Raw genomic sequence first — 18011 nt, forward strand, 5'->3', positions numbered from 1 at the left:
ACGGGGCCGGCGTCAATGGCAATACAGCGTCCTGGCAAGTCCGCCGGGACGGAAAACCTTAATGGTTCGTCAACGGTTTTGGACTCTTGCGCGAATCGGGTCAGAATTTGCAACCGGCGACGGCTGTCTGACCGCTCCGTCGCCGATCTTGGGTCGGTGTGTGCAAGACACGCCGGATCGAGGGACGATTCAGGGAAGCATGTTTGTCAAACCGGATGCCCGCAGCTCCGCTCATGGGGCGGGGGCGGCACGGGTGAGAGTGAAACAGGGGTTGGTGTCATGTCGCGTCTTCAGCTTGCCCTTCCGACGCTGGACGATTCCCTGCGTTTCGCCGAGCGGCACGTCGGCGACATTCTGCACACGCCGAAATCGCCGGATGGCGCCGCTTATCGGTTCATCGTCCGCGGCCCAGGCCGCTTCGGCGAAGGGGCGCGAAGCGGCCGCGCCATCGAGATCGTGGCGACGACCCGCCGGGAGGCCGAGTTGAAGCGCCTGCACGCGGTCGCCACCAGCATTGCCCGGTATCTGGAAGAGCGCATCGCGGCGGAACAGCCCGGGGTCGCCGCCGAGTAGTCCGTCGGGCGCTTGGCCGCAAGGTCAGGTGGAGCTCAGGCCCAGGTGCGTTCCAGCACCGAGACCCAGTTGCGCCAGGCGATCTTTTCGATCAGGTCTTCGCCGTAGCCGGCCTTGCGAAAGGCGTCGATCAGTTTGGGCAGCCCGGCTGCATCGCCGATGGCGCCGGGCACCATGCAGCCATCGAAATCGGAACCGAGGGCCACTCCGTCCTCGCCGAGCCGCTCCAGCAGATGGTCGACGTGACGGACCATCAGCTCAAGCGGCGTGTCGCTGCGATGGGCGCCGTCCGGGCGCAGGAAGGCAACGTGGAAGTTGAGGCCGACCAGACCGCCGCTTTCGGCGACCGCGTCGAGTTGCCGGTCGGTCAGGTTGCGCGAGGACGGGCAAATCGCATGGGCGTTCGAATGGGAGGCGACCAGCGGACGGTCGCTGAGCCCGGCGACGTCCCAGAACCCCTTCTCGGTGATATGCGACAGGTCGATCATGATGCCGAGCCGATTGCAGGCCCGCACCAGATCGCAGCCGGCCTCTGTCAGCCCCGGACCGGTGTCCGGTGAGGCCGGACAGGTCATCGGCACCCCATGGCCGAAGATGTTGGACCGGCTCCAGACCGGGCCAAGCGAGCGCAACCCGGCGGAATGGAGCACTTCCAGCGATGTCAACTCCGCGTCGATCGCCTCCGCCCCCTCGATATGCAGCACCATCGCCAGCACGTCGGAGGCAATGGCGGCGCGAATCTCCGTGGCATCGCGGCAGATCGCGACCTGGCCGTCGCTGTCGCGCGCCAGCCGTAGAGCGCGGGCGGCCAGCTTCAGGGTGAAGTCGAGAGCGGGGCCATGGGCCACCTCGGCGTAGTTGGCCGGGTCGTCGGGGCGGTAGGGGGTCGCCGTATCGTCGCAGGCGCGCGAGGGCACATACATGGCGAACAATCCGCCGGCGAACCCGCCCTCTCGTGCGCGCGGCAAGTCGATATGTTCACGGCTGGAGCGCTCGAAGAACGAACGTTCCCGTGGTGTCCCGGCGCCGAGTTCGAGTTTCAGCAAGGTGTCGTTATGGCCGTCGAACACGGGGACGGGGCGAGGCTGCATGGGGAACTCCTGATAGGGACCAGCGCGCGGTATGGAGGCGAAGTCTTGCCGCCGCCAGCGGGCATTGCAAGGGGAGAGAGAGGAAATTCAAAGGCGGCGCACCGCGCGCCATCGGTGACACCTTGGCCGATGGGGTCCGGGGGACCGGCGCGGAAGCTCCGCGCTCAGTCCGGGATCGCCGGTCCGTTCAGGCGACCGCCCGTTCGGGGAACAGTGAGGCCAGGCCCGCCTGGCTGGCGCTGCACACGCCGCGCTCGGTGATCAGCCCGGTCACCAGCCGTGCCGGCGTCACGTCGAAGGCCGGGTTGGCCGCCGGCGAGGTCGGCGGGGCGATCAACACCTTGTCGACAACCCCGTCGGGCCGGCGCCCGTGCACCCAGGTCACCTCGGCGCCGTCGCGCTCCTCGATCGGGATCTCGCGCACGCCGTCGCGCACGGTCCAGTCGATGGTCGAGGAGGGCAGGGCGACATAGAAGGGCACGCCGTTGTCCTGTGCCGCCAGGGCCTTCAGATAGGTGCCGATCTTGTTGCAGACATCGCCAAGCGCCGTGGTCCGGTCGGTTCCGGTGATCACCATGTCGACCTGACCGTGCTGCATCAGATGCCCGCCCGCATTGTCGACGATCAGCGTGTGCGGCACCCCGTGCCTGCCCAGCTCCCAGGCGGTCAGGCTCGCACCCTGATTGCGCGGTCGGGTCTCGTCCACATAGACATGCACCTTCAGCCCGGCATCATGCGCCTGGTAGATCGGCGAGGTGGCGGTGCCCCAGTCGACGGTGGCGAGCCAGCCGGCATTGCAATGGGTGAGGATGTTCACCGGCTCGCCCGCCGGCTTGCGCGCGGCCAGCGCGCGGATCAGCTCCAGCCCGTGGCTGCCGATGGCATGGTTGACGGCGACATCCTCGTCGCAGACCTCGGCGGCGAAATGCCACGCGGCCTCGGCCCGTTCAGTCGGGCTGAGTGGCGCTACCCGGGCCATCACCGCGTCGAGCGCCCATTTCAGGTTGATCGCCGTCGGCCGCGTGGCGATCAGCGTGTCATAGCCCGCCTTGAGGGCGCTGTCGCTGGCGTCTTCGCGCAGGGCGATCGCCATGCCATAGGCCGCCGTCGCGCCGATCAGCGGCGCGCCGCGCACCCACATGTCGCGGATCGCCACCGCGGCCTCGTCGAGGCTGCTGAGCTCCAGGGTGACGAATTCATGCGGCAGCCGGGTCTGGTCGATGATCCCGGCGCTGCGGCCGTCCGCCCCGGCCCAGATGGAGCGGTAGGCGGTGCCGTCGATTTTCATGAGTGTTCTCCGTTGAGGTCCATCCGGATGGTGCGGGTCTGGTGATCCTGGATGGGGTCATATCCTGGGAAGCCGAAACGAATTATGTCAAAGGCAATCGACAGATGATAGTTGCCTTGTCGGGGCATCCGCCGGCGGGCCGGTGGCGACCTTTATCTGGACGCGAGGGAAAGGCTCTCGTGCGCCTTTCGCAGCAAGCAGGACGAAGACCAGCATGACCGCCCACGAGACCGAATTGCGCCAGTCGATCATCGACGCCTGCCGGGGCATGAACGCCTCCGGGCTCAATCAGGGCACCTCGGGCAACATCAGCCTGCGCGTCGGCGACGTCATGCTGATCACCCCCTCCGGCGTGCCGTATGAAAAGCTCGAGCCGGCGATGATCGCTGCCCTGCCGCTGGGCGGGAAGGGCGCGTATGAGGGGCCGATGAAACCCTCGTCGGAATGGCGGTTTCATCTCGATATTCTCAATGCCCGGCCGGATATCGGCGCGGTGGTGCACACCCATTCCACCTACGCGACGGCGTTGGCCATTGCCGGGCGCGAGATTCCCGCCTGCCATTACATGATCGCCGCCACCGGCGGGCCGGTGGTGCGCTGCGCCGATTACGCCACCTATGGCACCCAGGAGCTGTCCGATGCGGTGCTTCAGGCCCTCGACGGGCGGCTGGCCTGTTTGATGGCCAACCACGGGATGCTGGCCGCCGGCGCCGATCTTGCCAAGGCCATGTGGCTTGCCGAGGAACTGGAGACCCTGGCGCGCCAGTATTATCTGGCGCTGCCGCTCGGACCGCAGATCCTGCCCGATGCGGAGATCGAACGGGTGCGCGAAAAGTTCAAGGGCTACGGGCTCAGCGCGCAGACGGCGGCCGATTAACCGGCTTCCGGCTCGTCCGGGTGGGCGGGCGCAGCCGCTTCATCCCGCAGCAATGCGGCAAGGGCATTGCGAAAGGCGGTCTGGCCGGAGCTGCGCAGCGGTACGAACGGCTTGTTCAGCTTCTGGCACATGCGCTTGGCCCTGAGGCAGGCGTCATGGCTGACGCAATTGACCGGGCACAGCACGCAATCGACCGAGGGCAGCATGCCGTCGAGCCGCTGCGGCGTGTCCTCCACCCCGCCGTCGTGGTGGTGGAAGCTGGCGTTGAAGGCCTGGGCGATGCCGCGCAGCCGCTCGGTGCGGCCATGCAAACCGCCAATGTAGAGCACAGCCCGTTCCGGACGGGCTCCGGAAGGCTGCAGAGCCACCACGCTGGGCAGTGTCGTGGCCGAGGCGGAGGTCTGGGGCCGGGAGGCCGTGGCGCGCCTTGCCGATGCGGTTTCCAGCTCCGTCGCACGGGCCTCGGCCTGCCGCGCCCGCACCCGGGCCGATTGCAACGCCCGCTCCATCTTGTCGAGCCGCCGGGTGAGGTCCCGCGACGCGCCGCGCGGCTCGACCGGGGCAGGGGCCGCCTGGTCCGCTTTCAGCCGTGCCAGCGTGGCCCGCAGATCCGCAAGCTCCCGGTCGCGCGCCTCCAGCGCCTGTTTTAGCCCGGCCTCGACCCGGCGCGCTCGGTCTTCTTCCTCCTGCAACTGGTCGCGCAGCGCCACCGCTTCCACCGATTTTTGCCGGAACGAGGCGCCGGCCAGATGCGACAGCATGTGCACCTCGCCGAAGATCCGCACCCGCAAATCCGAGGGCACATGGCTGTGGGTCATGAAGGCCCAATAGGCCGGGGCGACCTGGCCGCGTTCGCACATGAGTTGCCAAAGGGCATTCAGATCCTGTGCGCAAGGGGTGCGCGCGACCCGGCGCAAGGCGCCTTCGAAGCGCTGGTCAAGCAGCTTCTGAAAGGCGCGGGTGAAGGGGGTGTCCATGGTGGCGAGACGGACGAAATGGCCGTGAATGTCGTAGTCCGGGGTGCCGCGCGCGATGTCGATGCCGACTTTGCGAGCGATGCGGCGCAGGTCGCCGACGCTGGCGCAGGTGCCAAGCAGCGAACAATGGACACTGTCGTTCTGCTCCCACAGCGCGATCCTCCGCCGCGTCTGGCCGGCCTCCGCCGTATTGACCGCACGAGGGGAAGGGGCCGCCGCCGCCTTGACGGCGGCATCGATCGCCCGCGTCAGATCCTCCGCTCTACCGCACATGCTGAACCCGCCTTCTCAACAATGTCATCGGACATCGGCTTTCGCCGCTTGTTGCAAAAGCCTGGCTTGCTGGCCGACGAGGGAGCGAACGGCGTGGCTTGCTGGCGCTTGGACCGCCCATCGGGATGCCGGGGCACAACGGATCCCGTCGAAGGGCATTGCCTTGGGTATAAAAGATGAGTATTGCAGTCAAGAAATAACTTGCGAATGACTCGCAAGTTTGGAACGGTTCCAAAAAGCAGAGATTTCGGAAGGATTTGATGATGCCCGAGACCCCGCATGCGCGCCGAGAGACCCTGACGGCCCCTCATGGCAGCGGTGCAGGCAAGGACCAGCCGGCCCCGGCGGTGCTGGACAGCGAGACCCTGTTCAAGGGCGCGCGCGAGCTGCATATCCGTCACAAGGACATGATCTACCGCCTGTCGATCACCCGGTTCGAGAAACTGCTTCTGACCAAGTAGGCCCCTCCTCGCGCGCCGCCGGTCTTGCCATTCCCGCCGCGATCTGCGAAGGAATGGCCTCCAAGACAGGTGGACAGATGATGATCGCCCCATCCAGCGCGATGACCCGTGACGAGAGCCGGTTGCGGCCCTTGAGCGGCCCCGTGCGCGCGGCCGACCGTCTGCTTCCGCAAGGGCCTGCCTGCGGCCGATTTAGCAAGACCTCCTGATCCCCCGCCCCGATCCGGGTGTCTCCGTGCGGCCGACTGTCGCGCGGTGAGACCCCGTTTTCCCGCTGGCGGCTGGAAACCCCTTCAAAGTCTGATAAAAGACGCAAAATTCCTTGCAACGCGCCGCGCCGGTGCCGAACGCTGCGCGCCGCCAATCCCGACGGTGTCATGTCCGATCTAGAAACCCTTGAATCCGAAATTCTCGCGGCGGTGGCCGCTGCGGCGAGCGAAAGCGCATTGGAAGAGGTGCGCATTGCCACCCTTGGCAAGAAGGGCTCGGTCTCCGAACGGCTGAAAATGCTGGGCAAGGTCTCGCCGGAAGAGCGGCGCGAACTGGGGCCGGCGATCAACGGCCTGAAGGCGCGGGTGGGCGAGGCTCTGGCCGCGCGCAAGGCGGTGCTTCAGGAAGAAGCTCTCACGGCCCGGATGGAGGCCGAGCGTGTCGATATCTCGCTGCCGCTGCGCCGGCCGCCGGCGGAAGAGGGCCGGGTTCACCCGGTCAGCCAGGTCATCGACGAACTCACCGCGATCTTCGCCGACATGGGCTTTTCCATTGCCGAGGGGCCGGACATCGAGACCGATCACCTCAATTTCACCGCGCTCAATTTCCCGGAGGATCATCCGGCGCGCGACATGCACGACACGTTCTTCATGCATCCGCGCGCCGATGGCGAACGGATGCTGCTGCGCACCCACACCTCGCCGGTGCAGGTCCGCACCATGATGAGCCAGAAGCCGCCGATCCGGGTGATCACCCCGGGCCGCACCTATCGTTGCGACAGGTCGAGGGGCTGGTGATCGACAAGGGCAGCCATATCGGTCACCTCAAGTGGGTGCTGCAGGAATTCTGCAAGGCGTTCTTCGAGGTCGATGAGTTGAAGATGCGGTTCCGCCCGTCCTTCTTCCCCTTCACCGAACCGTCTATGGAAGTCGATATCGGTTGCGACCGCTCCGGCGGCGAGGTGCGGGTCGGCGAGGGCAATGATTGGCTGGAAATCCTCGGCTGCGGCATGGTGCATCCGAATGTGATCCGCAATTGCGGTCTCGACCCGGACGAGTACCAGGGCTTTGCCTGGGGCATGGGCATCGACCGGCTGGCCATGCTGAAATACGGCATGCCGGACCTGCGTGCCTTCTTCGATGCGGATGTGCGCTGGATCGAGCATTACGGCTTCCGCCCGCTCGACCTGCCGACCCTGTTCGGAGGGCTCTCGCGATGACGGCCTCCGGGAGGAGACGCGCGTGGATGATGGGACGTGGGGCGCTGTTCGCCCTGCTGGCGCTGGTGACCGCTCTTCTGGGCGGGGTCGGTTCCGGTCCGGCGATGGCCCAGTCGCAGGAGACGCCCTCGTTCATCGAGGTCTGCGCCGACAAGACCGCGGAGCGTGGGCGCCTGCGCTATTGCGACGCCTATTTCCGCGAGGCGCTCGGTGCCAAGGCGGATCCGGTTCTGTATCTGCGCGATCGCATCACCCATTTGCGGGCCAGTCAGGAAGCCAATGCGGAAGACAATTACGAAAGCTTCCTGACCGCGGTGGCGATCACCGCCTTTCTCACCATTGCGACGATGATCCTGGTGGTCAGCGAGCGCCGGATCGCCGGAATTGCCAAATGGTCGACGGCGACCTCGGCCCTGGCGCTCCTGGTGATCATCGCCACCATGACCATCGGCTGGTTGGAGAAATACCGCGCCGAGGATGCGGCGATGCTCGAACTGGGGCTGTTGCGCGACCAGATCGAGACCGAGGCGTCGCAGGCAATCGTCACCGGCGGGACGTTGAGCGATGCTCAGATCCAGCGCTGGACCGACCGGCTGCACGACATTGGCAAGCGCTTTGCCGAGAACTACGGCAACTCCTCCATCGTGCCCGACCTGGACCGTTTCTCCCCGAAGAATTGATGCCGCGCCCCGGCGGGTGCCGGGCGGCCCGCGGCCAAGACAAGAGACCGACACCATGAAATTCACCCTGTCCTGGTTGAAGGATCATCTGGAAACCGACGCGAGCCTCGATGAGATCGTCGAGACGCTGACCCGCATCGGCCTGGAAGTCGAGGAGGTGACCAGCCCCGCCGACCGCCTGCGCCCGTTCACCATTGCCAAGGTGCTGGACGCAAAGCCGCATCCGAACGCCGATCGCCTTCAGGTGCTCAGCGTCGATGCCGGCGATGGTGCGGCGCCGCTGCAGATCGTCTGCGGTGCGCCGAACGCCCGGGCCGGGCTGGTGGGCGTTCTGGCGCGGCCGGGCGACTATGTGCCGGGCATCGACGTCACCCTCTCCGTCGGCAAGATCCGCGACGTGGAAAGCTTCGGCATGATGTGCTCGGAGCGGGAGCTGGAGCTGTCCGATTCCCATGACGGCATCATGGATCTTGGCGAGGATGCGCCGCTTGGCGCCTCCTATGCCGAATACGCCGGGCTTGATGACCCGGTGATCGAGATCGGTCTGACGCCGAACCGGCCCGATTGCGCCAGCGTGTCCGGGATCGCCCGCGATCTGGCCGCAGCGGGCCTTGGTACCTACAAGGAAAACCGCCCGGCACCGGTGGCCGGCGAGGGCGCCTGCCCGGTCACCGTGCGCCTTGAGTTCGGCGACACGCCGCCGCTGTGCCCCGCCTTCGGCCTGCGTCTCGTGCGCGGCATCACCAACGGTCCCTCTCCGGACTGGATGCAGAAGCGGCTGGTGGCGATCGGCCTGCGTCCGATCAATGCTCTGGTCGACATCACCAACTACATCACCTTCGACCGGGGCCGGCCGCTGCATGTGTTCGACGCCGCGAAGGTCAGCGGCGATCTGGTGGTTCGGCGTGGTCGCGAGGGCGAGGAACTGCTCGGCCTCGATGGCAAGACCTATCGGTTCGATGACAGCATGTGCGTCATTTCCGATGACAATGGCGTGGAATCCATCGGCGGTATCATGGGCGGCGAGCTCTCCGGTTGTACCGAGGAAACCACCGATGTGCTGATCGAATCTGCCCTGTGGGATCCGGTCAACATCGCCCGCACCGGCCGGGCGCTCGGTGTCAGCACCGATGCGCGCTACCGGTTCGAGCGCGGCGTCGATCCGCAGTTCTGCCTGCCGGGCCTCGAACTGGCGACGCAGATGGTGATCGACCTGTGCGGTGGCACGGCAACCGAGGTCATGTTCACCGGCGAACTGCCCAACAGCGACCGGATGATCGACTTCCCGGTGGCGGAAGTGAAACGGCTGACCGGCCTGTCGCTGACGACGCCGGAAATCAAGGGCGTGCTGACCCGCCTTGGCTTCTGGGTCACCGGCAGCGGCGACACCGTGAAGGTGGCGCCGCCCTCCTGGCGTCCGGATGTGCATGGCAAGGCCGATCTGGTGGAAGAGGTGGTGCGCATCGTCGGTCTCGATGAAGTGCCGGCAACGCCGCTGCCCAATCTGTCGGCGGTCTCCGGTCGGGTTTTGACCCCTGGCCAGTTGCGCCGGGGGCAGGCGCGGCGCGCACTCGCCGTGCGTGGTTTGAAGGAAGCGGTCACTTGGTCGTTTATCTCCCGGGCGCAGGCCGAAGCCTTTGGCGGTGGCCGGCGCGACCTGGAGCTGGCCAACCCGATTTCGCCGGAGCTGTCGGACATGCGGCCGAGCCTCGTGCCGGGGCTGGCGGCGGCGGCGCAGCGCAATGCCGACCGCGGCTATCCCGATGTCGCTCTGTTCGAGGTCGGGCAGATCTTCGGCGACGACACACCCAAGGGCCAGTCGATGGTCGCCGCCGGCCTGCGCCGGGGCACCGCTGGCTTCAATGGTGCTGGGCGGCACTGGTCCGGCAATGCCCCGGTGGTGTCGGTGTTCGACGCCAAGGCGGATGCGGAAGCCGCACTTGCCGCGATCGGGGCGCCGGTCGAAAAGCTGATGGTCTTAGCCGAGGCGCCGGACTGGCTGCATCCGGGGCGGTCGGGCGAATTGCGGCTCGGCCCGAAGACGGTGCTCGCTCGCTTCGGTGAGTTGCATCCCCGGGTGCTGGCAGCGCTCGATCTGGAAGGTCCGATGGCCGCCTTCGAGGTCTATCTCGATGCGGTGCCGACGCCGAAGTCCAAGGCCCGGGCGGGACGTTCCAAGGGCGCGCTCGATATTTCCGACCTGATGCCGGTGCGGCGCGATTTCGCCTTTGTCGTCGATGAGGCGGTCACCGCCGAGCGGCTGCTGAAGGCCGCGCGCGGCGCGGAAAAGACGCTGATCACCGGGGTGACCCTGTTCGACGTCTATCGCGGCGCGGGCGTCGCCGAGGGGCAGAAGTCGATGGCCATTGATGTCACCCTGCAGCCGCGTGACCGGACGCTGACCGATGAGGATATCGAGGCGGTCGCGGCCAGGATCCGTGCGGCGGTGGAAAAGGCCACTGGCGGCACCTTGCGCGGATAACGCTCGAGCCGATCCATCGCCGGCGGGCGCTGCCCGCCGGCGATCCCCGTGGTGCTTGCGCCGGTCGCCGCCACATGCCATGTCGGAGGTGACATGAGACCACAACGCACCTTGCGGGTCGTGCCCCGCCCTGCCGACCGGCCCTCACTCCTGCCGCTGGACCGGCGGAGCCTTGGCGATCCCTCGCTGACCAGCGAGCGGGACCGCCGGTGCATGCTGGAACTTCTGATCCGCACCGATGAGACCCTGATGGGCGTGTTGCGGACCGCGCGCGACCTTGCGCTGCCCGACTGGCGTCTGGTGAGCGGTGCGGTCTACCAGAGTGTCTGGAACGCCCTGACCGGCCGCCGCGCCGGGCATGGCATCAAGGATTTCGACCTTGTCTATTTCGATGCGTCCGATCTCGGGTTCGAGGCAGAGGATCGGGTGATCGCCCGCGCTGCCCCGCTTTTCGCCGGAGTGGGACGGCCGGTGGAGATCCGCAATCAGGCCCGGGTGCATCTGTGGTTCGAAAAGCGCTTCGGCGTGCCTTACGCGCCGCTGCGCTCCGCCGATGAAGCGCTCTTGCGCTATGCGGCACGCACCCATGCGGTCGGCGTGCGCCTCTGCCCGGATGACCGGCTCGATATCGTCGCACCGTTCGGCCTGGCGGATATCTTCGCCATGCGGCTGGTGCCCAATCTGGCGCTCGACAATCGTCGGGGCTACGCGGAAAAAGCCCGTCGCATGAAAGTGCTTTGGCCAGAGCTGGAGGTCTTGCCCTGGCCAGAGGGCGCCTCGATGGAGGCTTCCGCCGAGGTCCGTCCGGTCTCGGCGTCATCGCGGGACTGGATGTCCGTTGCCACCAGCCCCCGCACCGAATTGCCGAAATAGACCCTGTCCGCGCTGGCCAGATCGGCGGCGGTGAGGTCGGCCGCATGGGCGCGCCCGCTGTCCAGCAGGGCGGCGCGCAAGGTGCCCGGCAGCAACCCGTGCCGCAGTGCCGGGGTCAAGAGATGCCCGCCTCGGGCAATGAACAGATTGCTGATGCTGCCCTCGGTCAGAAACCCTTCCGCGTTGAAGAACAGCACCTCGTCGCAGCCGGTGTCCGCTGCAAGCCGCGCCCGCGCTTGGTCATAGTGGGCGCGGGCGGTGGTCTTGTGCCGCAGCAAGGGAAGCGGGACCTCGATGGGGCCATCGGCCAGAACCGCGCGCCAGCGCGGCGGTGTGGGGGACAGCGGGGCGTCAGTCACCGAAAAGCGGCCATCGGCGTCCAGTTGCACGCGCACCCGCCGGGCCGCGTCAAAGCTTGCCGCCCGCTGTGCCAGATCCTGCCGGATGGCACCAAGCGGACAGGCGAAGCCAAGCTGGGCGGCGCTGTCCTCAAGCCGGGTCAGGTGCCGTTCCAGCAGCAAGTAGCCGTCGCCCGGGTGCCAGGCCATGGTCTCGAACAGGGCGAACTCCGGCGCGCCGCGCTCCAGGAAGGCAAGCTTCAGGCGGCATTCCTCATATTCCGGCTCGGCGCGGGAATCGAACACAAGACCCGAGCCGGTACCAATCTCGAAACTGCCGTCCCGCGCCGCGACCAGCGTGCGAATGGCGACGTTGAAGCGGAAGTCGCCGCCTGGCTCCAGATAGCCGATGGAGCCGGTGTAGATGCCGCGCGGGCCGGTCTCAAGCTCCCTCAGGATCTCCATAGCCCTGAGCTTCGGCGCGCCGGTGATCGAGCCGCAGGGAAAGAGCCGCGCCATGCAGGCGGCAAATCCGGTGCCGGGTGTGATCCGCCCTTCCACCGTCGAGGTCATCTGGAACAGGGTGCGGTACTCCTCCACCTCCAGCAGCTTCGGTACCTGGACGCTGCCCGGATCGCAGATCCGCGAGATGTCGTTGCGCATCAGATCGACGATCATCACGTTTTCCGCGCGGGACTTTTCGTCGGCGGCAAGCTCCGTGGCAATCGTCCGGTCTTCTTCCGGATCCGACCCGCGCGGGGCCGTGCCCTTCATCGGCCGGCTTTGCAGTCGCGCGCCCTGCCGCTCCAGAAACAGCTCCGGCGATAAGGACAGCACGCTGTGACTGCCTAGGTCGAGAAAGGCGGCATGGCCGACCGGCTGGGCGGCGATCAGCCGGCAAAACAGTGCGGCCGGGTCGCCATGCCAGGTGCCGCGCCCGCGCATGGTCAGGTTGGCCTGATAGATGTCGCCCTTGGCCAGGTGATCGCGGCTGGCGGCAAACGCCTGCGCATAGGCTTCGCGCGTCATGTCGAACCCGTCGAGGCGCAGTCCGGACGGCATCTCCTCGCTGCGCTCGTCTGCTGGCGCGGCGGTGAGCGCGGCAAGGGCCTCCTCGCGGTTCAGTTCCCGAGGCGGGCCATAGACGCCGAACCACACCAGCGGCACGGTGGGCGGCGTGAAGGGCGGTGTGCGCAGCTTGTCCTCGAAGGCAAAGCCGGCCTCATAGGCGAGATAGCCGGCGCAGTGATGGCCTTGCGCTGCGGCATGCTCGATGGCCTCTAGAACGGAGGGAACCTCTTCCAGCCGCGTGCAGGAGAGGATCCGTTCGGGAGCGGTGAAAAGCCGCGCCGTGCCGGCAAGCGCATCGAGAAGAAGAAGGGTGCCGGTCGAGGGGGTGTCGCGCATCTTCGGTCAGGGAGAGGGGGATGGGGCGTGCCGTACGGCTATCCGGACGGCGATGGTGCGGGTCTTTGCGCCGGTCGGGAGATGGTTCCCGAACGGCCAAGCATCCGCCTGCTCTGGCGCTACCGTCTTGCGGGCGACATTGCAAGACCCCCAATCGCGACATGACCAGCGACATGCCCCTTTGGGCCGCCGCGACGAAACCGGCGCGGGCGGTCAGTCCGCCGCCGGCATCGGGCAGGTGACGCCGGTGCCGCCGAGGCCGCAATAGCCTGAAGGGTTCTTGGCGAGATACTGCTGGTGGTCGGTCTCGGCGAAGTAGAAGGCTTCCGCCGGCTTGATCTCCGTGGTGATCGTCCGGCCGTGACCGGCGCTGCCGAGCGCCTGTGCATAGGCCGTCTTCGAGCGTTCGGCCGCCGCGCGCATGGCCTCGCTGTTGAAGTAGATGGCCGAGCGGTACTGGGTGCCGGTGTCGTTGCCCTGGCGCATCCCTTGGGTCGGATCGTGTCCTTCCCAGAAGGCTTGCAGCAGCCGGTCGCGCGGCAACACCTTGGGGTCGAACACCACCCGCACCACCTCCGCATGGCCGGTCCGCCCGGTGCAGACCTCGTGATAGGTCGGGTTGGGCGTGTAGCCGCCCGCGTAGCCGACGGCGGTGACGACAACGCCTGGCATTTGCCAGAACAGCCGTTCCGCACCCCAGAAGCAACCAAGGCCGAGAAGCACCTCTTCCTGGCCGTCCGCTGGGCTCGCGTCGATCGGCACCCCACACACCGCATGCGCGCCGGGCGTGACGATCGGCGTTTCGCGCCCCGGCAGGGCGGCATCGCGGCCCACAAGGGAGAACTTGTTGCTGAGCATGGTCATGAACGACATGGCGGCGCCTCCTTGGGTGTTCAGGAAATGGCTGCGGGGCCTGATATCTTCGCCTCAGACAAACTCCGGCCGGCGGCGGGACCAGCGGCGCTCGCCAAGCCACAGGAGCAGGAAGCCGAGCGGTCCGGCGACGACCCAGACCGGCTGCACCAGAAGCGTCAGGAGCACCGGATCCCACAGGACCGGATTGACGTGACGCTGGATCGCCGCCTGGGTGATATTCAGCGAGGTGGGCGAGATCTGGTACCAGTACTGGCCGAGCGGCGTGGTCGACCAGGCCGAGGCGGCGATGGTCTGGGTGCCATCGAGAACGATGGTGACCAGCGCGACAGCGACCAGCGCAAGGCCGAAAAGACGCAGGAAAAAACGTATCATTGCGACGGTCCAATCCCCATGAAGGGCATGATCTGATCTGCCGGAAAGATAGGCGGAGGAGGGGCGCCGGGCAATGACGCTGACGGAATGTTGAAAACCACGTCAAAAAGGAATTTCGGCGCTTGAACTTGATCGCGTGCTGGGTATAGTGCGCGACTTGCGGGCACCGGAAACGGTGGCTGCAAGCCGCATTTTTTACAGTGCGGTTCGGACCTGCGGGCCCCGGCTTCGGCCAGCCCATGAGGACCGAGACTGCGGAGAGGTGGCCGAGTGGTCGAAGGCGCACGCCTGGAAAGTGTGTAGGCGGGTAACCGTCTCGAGGGTTCGAATCCCTCTCTCTCCGCCATTTCGGCTTTGTCCGATCCGGAGAGATAGGTAACGGTTTGTACCGGAGACATGGGTTACAACCTCGTGCCGAACGGGTTGTCGATTGTCTGCAGTGTTCTCTGCTCCAGGTCGATGTATCCCAGATCATAGCTCATGAAGCTGATCAGCCAAATTCCCTCCTCCACTTCCTTGATGCCGAGCTTCTGACCTGCCAGCACGGTCGAGACGTTGATCTTCTTGCGATGCATGCAGATCCGTCCGCAGGCGGTGACCAGAGCGTCCCTGTCGTGGAAGGGATAGTCCAGGTCCGGCAGTCCCCGATAGTGCCTTGATGAGGGCCTGTAGACTTCCGCAGGTGTCTTCATGGCGAGCGCTTCATGGGGGCGTTCCTCGTTGAATTCCCTCACGAAAGCATCGAATTTGGCCTGCTGCTGCAGGCTGTTCATGCCCGCAGGTCGGGTGGCTTCCTTCTTCAAGGTCAGGTGCATGCGCTCGTGGCGGCCGTTCTGCTGAGGGTGGCCGGGCTTGATGCGCTCAATGCCGATGCCCAGGCGCAGCCACCACACCGACAGCTTGGACAGATTGTAGAGCCCGTTCGGCGAGGCGAACGGCAAGCCGTTGTCCGTCCGGATCGCAGAGGGCAATCCGCGCTCTTTGAACAGGGCGAGGAAGGCCTCCATGACCGGCTTTTCCTTCGTTGAGTCAAAGGCCTCGCAGCTCAATAGAAAGCGGGACGCGTGGTCGGTGACCGTCAAAGGGTAACAATATTGCCGGTTGCCCAGCTTGAATTCGCCCTTGAAGTCGGCGGCCCACAGATCGTTGGGGGCAAGACCTGCCGAAAGAGGCGTTCCTTCGGCCTTGTGGGCGCGTCGCCTCTTGCGGGCTCTGCTGACAAGGCCGTGCCGGTCCAGAACCGCATGCTCCGTGCTTTGCGCAGGAATGCGAACGTCACCGGCCAACTTCCGAACCAGCACTTCCCGGATCTTGCGCGCACCCCAGTGGGGCTTGTCCTTCCTCGTGGAGATAATCAGGCGCTCAACCTGCTCGGGAAGCTGGTTGGCATAGCGCCCGGCCGGCGCGACCGGTCGCAAAGCGCCTCCAGCCCATCGCGCTGGTAACGGCTCCAGATCTTGTAGCCGGTCTTGCGCGAAATGCCGAACTCCCGGCAAACCGCACTCATGCCTTCGCCAGCCAGCAGGCGGGCAATGAAACGAAGACGTTCCTCCACTTTGGACACCTCTTGCCACGGCATCGACACCTCCCGCCAAAGCGAAAAGTGTTACCCATGTGTCCGGAACGTTCTGTCACCTATGTCTCAGGTCGGGCACTTAGAATTGGGAACGTCGCTTCCCGCCTGCAATCTCAAAAAAAACCACTGATCGTCGTAAGCCGCCACTGTGCTATAGAGTACTGTCGGTTGTTCTCTATGTCTTTGGTTCAAAAGCGTGCATCACGCAGCGTCTTGTCTGGCAGTCCTGCAAGTGGTCATGCGAATGAGATTTCGAATTATTTGATGTAAGATGATGGTGTATTAGTGGTTTTTTATTTTCTGAGTGTGAGTAGGTAATGGGAAATATATAAAATAAAAAATTTAAATAATTCGGGAAGAGAACGGGAAATCTAGATCGTATGCGCGGAACGCAGCCACTTTTTCATCGTCTCTTTCCGGCAGCCTTTGCGACCTCGGTTTTTGCGGCACTGGCTCACGCCGGGCTGGTGGCGATCGCGGCCCGCTCGATCGGCCTGGAACTTGTCTATATCGCGTCCCTCAGCTTTGTCGTGGCGCTGGTCGTTGCCCTGCTGGGCGGAGCGGTCCTGCTCGCCGTTGTCGTGGCGCTCAAGTTGAAGCCGGTCTCGTCTTTGCTTCTGTTTCTGATTGTCATTCAGGTCATTGCGATCAGGCTGGAGATGTATTTCTTTGAAGGCGGCTTTAACGATGTCTCCTGGCAATACGGCCTTATATCGGTCCCGGCTTCTCTGATCGCCTGGTATCGCTCGGTCTATTACGTGTACAGAGAAAAGTGAGGAAGTTCTTTTCTCCCTAAATGTCACTGTATTTGAAGCGCAAAATTTTTTGTCTTCCTGCGATGCCAAGGCAGAAGATTCCAACGCGCAAGATCGGTTTGCATCCGGGTGCCGGGCCGGGTAATCGGTCGGGGCGGATGTCTCTCAAGGTTGAATCATGCTGTCCTGGATGGTGATTGTCGCGGCCGGCTTTCTGGCGGGCTGTCTGAATGCGCTTGCGGGCGGCGGAACCTTTCTGACCTTTCCGGCGCTTGTCTGGTTCGGCCTGCCGCCGGTGATGGCCAATGCGACGGCAACGGTCGCCGCCTTGCCGGGCTACATCGGCGCGGCCCATGCCTTTCGCGCCAGCTTGCGCGCCGAAGGGGCGCTGGGTCTGCGGGCCTATCTGCTGGTGGCCGCGCTCGGCGGGGTCATCGGTGCGCTCTTGCTGCTTGTCACGCCATCGTCGGTGTTCTCCGGCATCGTGCCCTGGATGCTGCTGCTGGCCACCGTGCTGTTTGCCGCCGGGCCGCGCCTGGTCGTCATCCTGCGGCGCGGCGACCGGCCGGGGCCGGGGCGGGCGGTGACCCTGATGGCGATGCTGGCCGTTTGCATCTACGGCGGATATTTCAACGGCGGCCTCGGCATCCTGTTGCTCGCTGCCTTCGGCCTCGTCGGGTTTCACGACCTCAATGGTATGAACGGGCTGAAGAACCTCTTGTCGGCGATCCTGTCGCTGCTGTCGGTGATGACCTTCGCCATTGGCGGCATCGTCTCGTGGCCCGAAGCGCTGGTGATGTCGGTGGCAGCGCTCACCGGCGGCTATGCGGGCGCTTGGGCGGCGCGCCACTGGCTGTCGCCCGGCGCTATCCGCTGGTTCGTCATTTTCGTCGGCGTGGTGATGACCGCCCTGTTCTTCTGGAAGGGCGCGTAGCGCACCTATCGGTCGCCGGAGTGCTGGTGCCCAGCATTCTGGCGGAGCGCCAGCTGCACCGCCAGCAGTGCCGCCCCGGCCTCAAGCTCAAGGCGGCCTGAGCGGAAGAGCGCCGTCGCTCCCGCCGGAACCGCCTTGCCATCGAGACGCGCCGTTCCCGTCGTCACATGGATCATCCGCTGGATGCCGGCACGCGCCGGGTAGGCGCGCTCAAGCGGGCCGCGCTGCAATGCGACGCGGGCCTCGATGGTACTCTCACGATAGATCAGGTTGAAATTGCGCACCGGTCCGTTCGGTAGCCGTCCCATGATGGGAAGCGTGCCGGAAAAGGTCACCGGCGCCAGCGGTTTTGCCTGAAGCGTTTCCTCCGGGGCCTCCAACGCCATGCCATCGCCCGCCACCACGGTCAGGGTGCGGGACATGGCGGGAAATTCCGAGAACGGCCCCTCCCGATCCACATCCGCCAGGCTGAGCCGCCACAAGACGCCTGCCGCATCGCTGTCCGCCGCGATTTCCCGGGTGATGCCGCCGCCATTGACCCAGGCAACCGGGCGCAGGGCTTCGGCCGGAATGATGCGGAGTGGGGCGTCGGTCATGGCGGCGGGGTCCGGGCTGGCTGGGAGGGGCGAGAGCGCTTTGTCGCTGCGGCGCGTGGCCCCGTTATGGCCCAACCGGCGACAAGGGATCAATTGTCGCATTGCCGGGGAGGTCAATCTCTATATGTTAGTGAGTAATTGCTAACTTGAGGT

General features: G+C 65.6%; 14 protein-coding genes, 1 tRNA gene and 3 pseudogenes. 10 read left to right on the forward strand and 8 right to left on the reverse strand.

The features are described from left to right. Positions 1–279 precede the first annotated feature (279 nt). Positions 280–573 (forward strand): hypothetical protein, encoded by a 294-nt coding sequence (locus IEV83_RS08040; protein WP_181760771.1) that lies wholly within the window; start codon positions 280–282, stop codon positions 571–573. A gap of 35 nt (positions 574–608) precedes the next feature. Here the strand turns inward: IEV83_RS08040 and IEV83_RS08045 are convergent, their stop codons facing one another. Beyond that, positions 609–1664 (reverse strand): dipeptidase, encoded by a 1056-nt coding sequence (locus IEV83_RS08045; RefSeq protein ID WP_181760770.1) that lies wholly within the window; start codon positions 1662–1664, stop codon positions 609–611. 187 nt (positions 1665–1851) lie between these two features. Further along, a complete protein-coding gene (gene mtnA, locus IEV83_RS08050; protein WP_181760769.1) occupies positions 1852–2952 on the reverse strand; it encodes an S-methyl-5-thioribose-1-phosphate isomerase in 1101 nt (366 codons plus the stop codon). Between the two features lie 214 nt (positions 2953–3166). Between mtnA and IEV83_RS08055 the strand changes: the two genes are divergently transcribed. Further along, complete coding sequence (locus IEV83_RS08055; protein ID WP_181760768.1) at positions 3167–3829, forward strand: class II aldolase/adducin family protein; 663 nt, start codon at positions 3167–3169, stop codon at positions 3827–3829. Here the strand turns inward: IEV83_RS08055 and IEV83_RS08060 are convergent. Beyond that, positions 3826–5079 (reverse strand): DUF2325 domain-containing protein, encoded by a 1254-nt coding sequence (locus IEV83_RS08060; protein WP_181760767.1) that lies wholly within the window; start codon positions 5077–5079, stop codon positions 3826–3828. The genes IEV83_RS08055 and IEV83_RS08060 overlap by 4 nt on opposite strands. Before the next feature lie 263 nt (positions 5080–5342). On the opposite strand from IEV83_RS08060, the gene hemP reads away from it, so the two are divergent. The 5 genes and pseudogenes from hemP to IEV83_RS20425 form a co-directional block, all read left to right on the forward strand. Beyond that, positions 5343–5540 (forward strand): hemin uptake protein HemP, encoded by a 198-nt coding sequence (gene hemP, locus IEV83_RS08065; RefSeq protein ID WP_181760766.1) that lies wholly within the window; start codon positions 5343–5345, stop codon positions 5538–5540. Positions 5541–5917: 377 nt separating this feature from the next. Continuing rightward, positions 5918–6969 (forward strand): annotated as a pseudogene (gene pheS, locus IEV83_RS08070) (phenylalanine--tRNA ligase subunit alpha). A 26-nt stretch (positions 6970–6995) separates the two neighbouring features. Continuing rightward, positions 6996–7649 (forward strand): hypothetical protein, encoded by a 654-nt coding sequence (locus IEV83_RS08075; protein ID WP_209003048.1) that lies wholly within the window; start codon positions 6996–6998, stop codon positions 7647–7649. Between the two features lie 55 nt (positions 7650–7704). Then, the gene (pheT, locus tag IEV83_RS08080; RefSeq protein ID WP_181760764.1) at positions 7705–10131 is read left to right on the forward strand and encodes a phenylalanine--tRNA ligase subunit beta; all 2427 of its coding nucleotides are present in this window, start codon (positions 7705–7707) and stop codon (positions 10129–10131) included. A 249-nt stretch (positions 10132–10380) separates the two neighbouring features. Beyond that, positions 10381–10827, forward strand: a pseudogene (locus IEV83_RS20425) (nucleotidyltransferase family protein); the annotation flags it as partial. A gap of 8 nt (positions 10828–10835) precedes the next feature. Here IEV83_RS20425 and pabB read toward each other — a convergent pair. The 3 genes from pabB to IEV83_RS08095 form a co-directional block, all read right to left on the reverse strand. After that, positions 10836–12749 carry an aminodeoxychorismate synthase component I gene (gene pabB / locus IEV83_RS08085; RefSeq protein WP_181760763.1) on the reverse strand — a complete coding sequence of 638 codons (1914 nt, stop codon included), beginning with the start codon at positions 12747–12749 and terminating at the stop codon, positions 10836–10838. A gap of 213 nt (positions 12750–12962) precedes the next feature. Then, complete coding sequence (gene msrA, locus IEV83_RS08090) at positions 12963–13622, reverse strand: peptide-methionine (S)-S-oxide reductase MsrA (protein WP_181760762.1); 660 nt, start codon at positions 13620–13622, stop codon at positions 12963–12965. A 54-nt stretch (positions 13623–13676) separates the two neighbouring features. Beyond that, positions 13677–13997: a hypothetical protein gene (locus IEV83_RS08095; RefSeq protein WP_181760761.1), complete on the reverse strand. Its 321-nt coding sequence runs from the start codon at positions 13995–13997 to the stop codon at positions 13677–13679. A gap of 256 nt (positions 13998–14253) precedes the next feature. Between IEV83_RS08095 and IEV83_RS08100 the strand changes: the two genes are divergently transcribed. Next, positions 14254–14343, forward strand: a tRNA-Ser gene (locus IEV83_RS08100). Positions 14344–14398: 55 nt separating this feature from the next. Here IEV83_RS08100 and IEV83_RS08105 read toward each other — a convergent pair. Then, a pseudogene (locus IEV83_RS08105) lies at positions 14399–15576 on the reverse strand (integrase core domain-containing protein). A 377-nt stretch (positions 15577–15953) separates the two neighbouring features. On the opposite strand from IEV83_RS08105, the gene IEV83_RS08110 reads away from it, so the two are divergent. Both IEV83_RS08110 and IEV83_RS08115 read left to right on the forward strand, forming a co-directional pair. Then, on the forward strand, positions 15954–16349 hold the full coding sequence (locus IEV83_RS08110) for a hypothetical protein (protein WP_181761029.1): 396 nt from the start codon (positions 15954–15956) through the stop codon (positions 16347–16349). Positions 16350–16506: 157 nt separating this feature from the next. Further along, entirely contained in the window at positions 16507–17262 is a 756-nt protein-coding gene (locus IEV83_RS08115) for a sulfite exporter TauE/SafE family protein (protein WP_181761028.1), read from the forward strand. Between the two features lie 5 nt (positions 17263–17267). Here IEV83_RS08115 and IEV83_RS08120 read toward each other — a convergent pair whose 3' ends face one another. Then, complete coding sequence (locus IEV83_RS08120) at positions 17268–17858, reverse strand: HutD/Ves family protein (RefSeq protein ID WP_181761027.1); 591 nt, start codon at positions 17856–17858, stop codon at positions 17268–17270. Positions 17859–18011 lie beyond the last annotated feature (153 nt).

It is taken from the genome of Stappia taiwanensis, from assembly GCF_014635285.1.
Classification (GTDB): domain Bacteria; phylum Pseudomonadota; class Alphaproteobacteria; order Rhizobiales; family Stappiaceae; genus Stappia; species Stappia taiwanensis.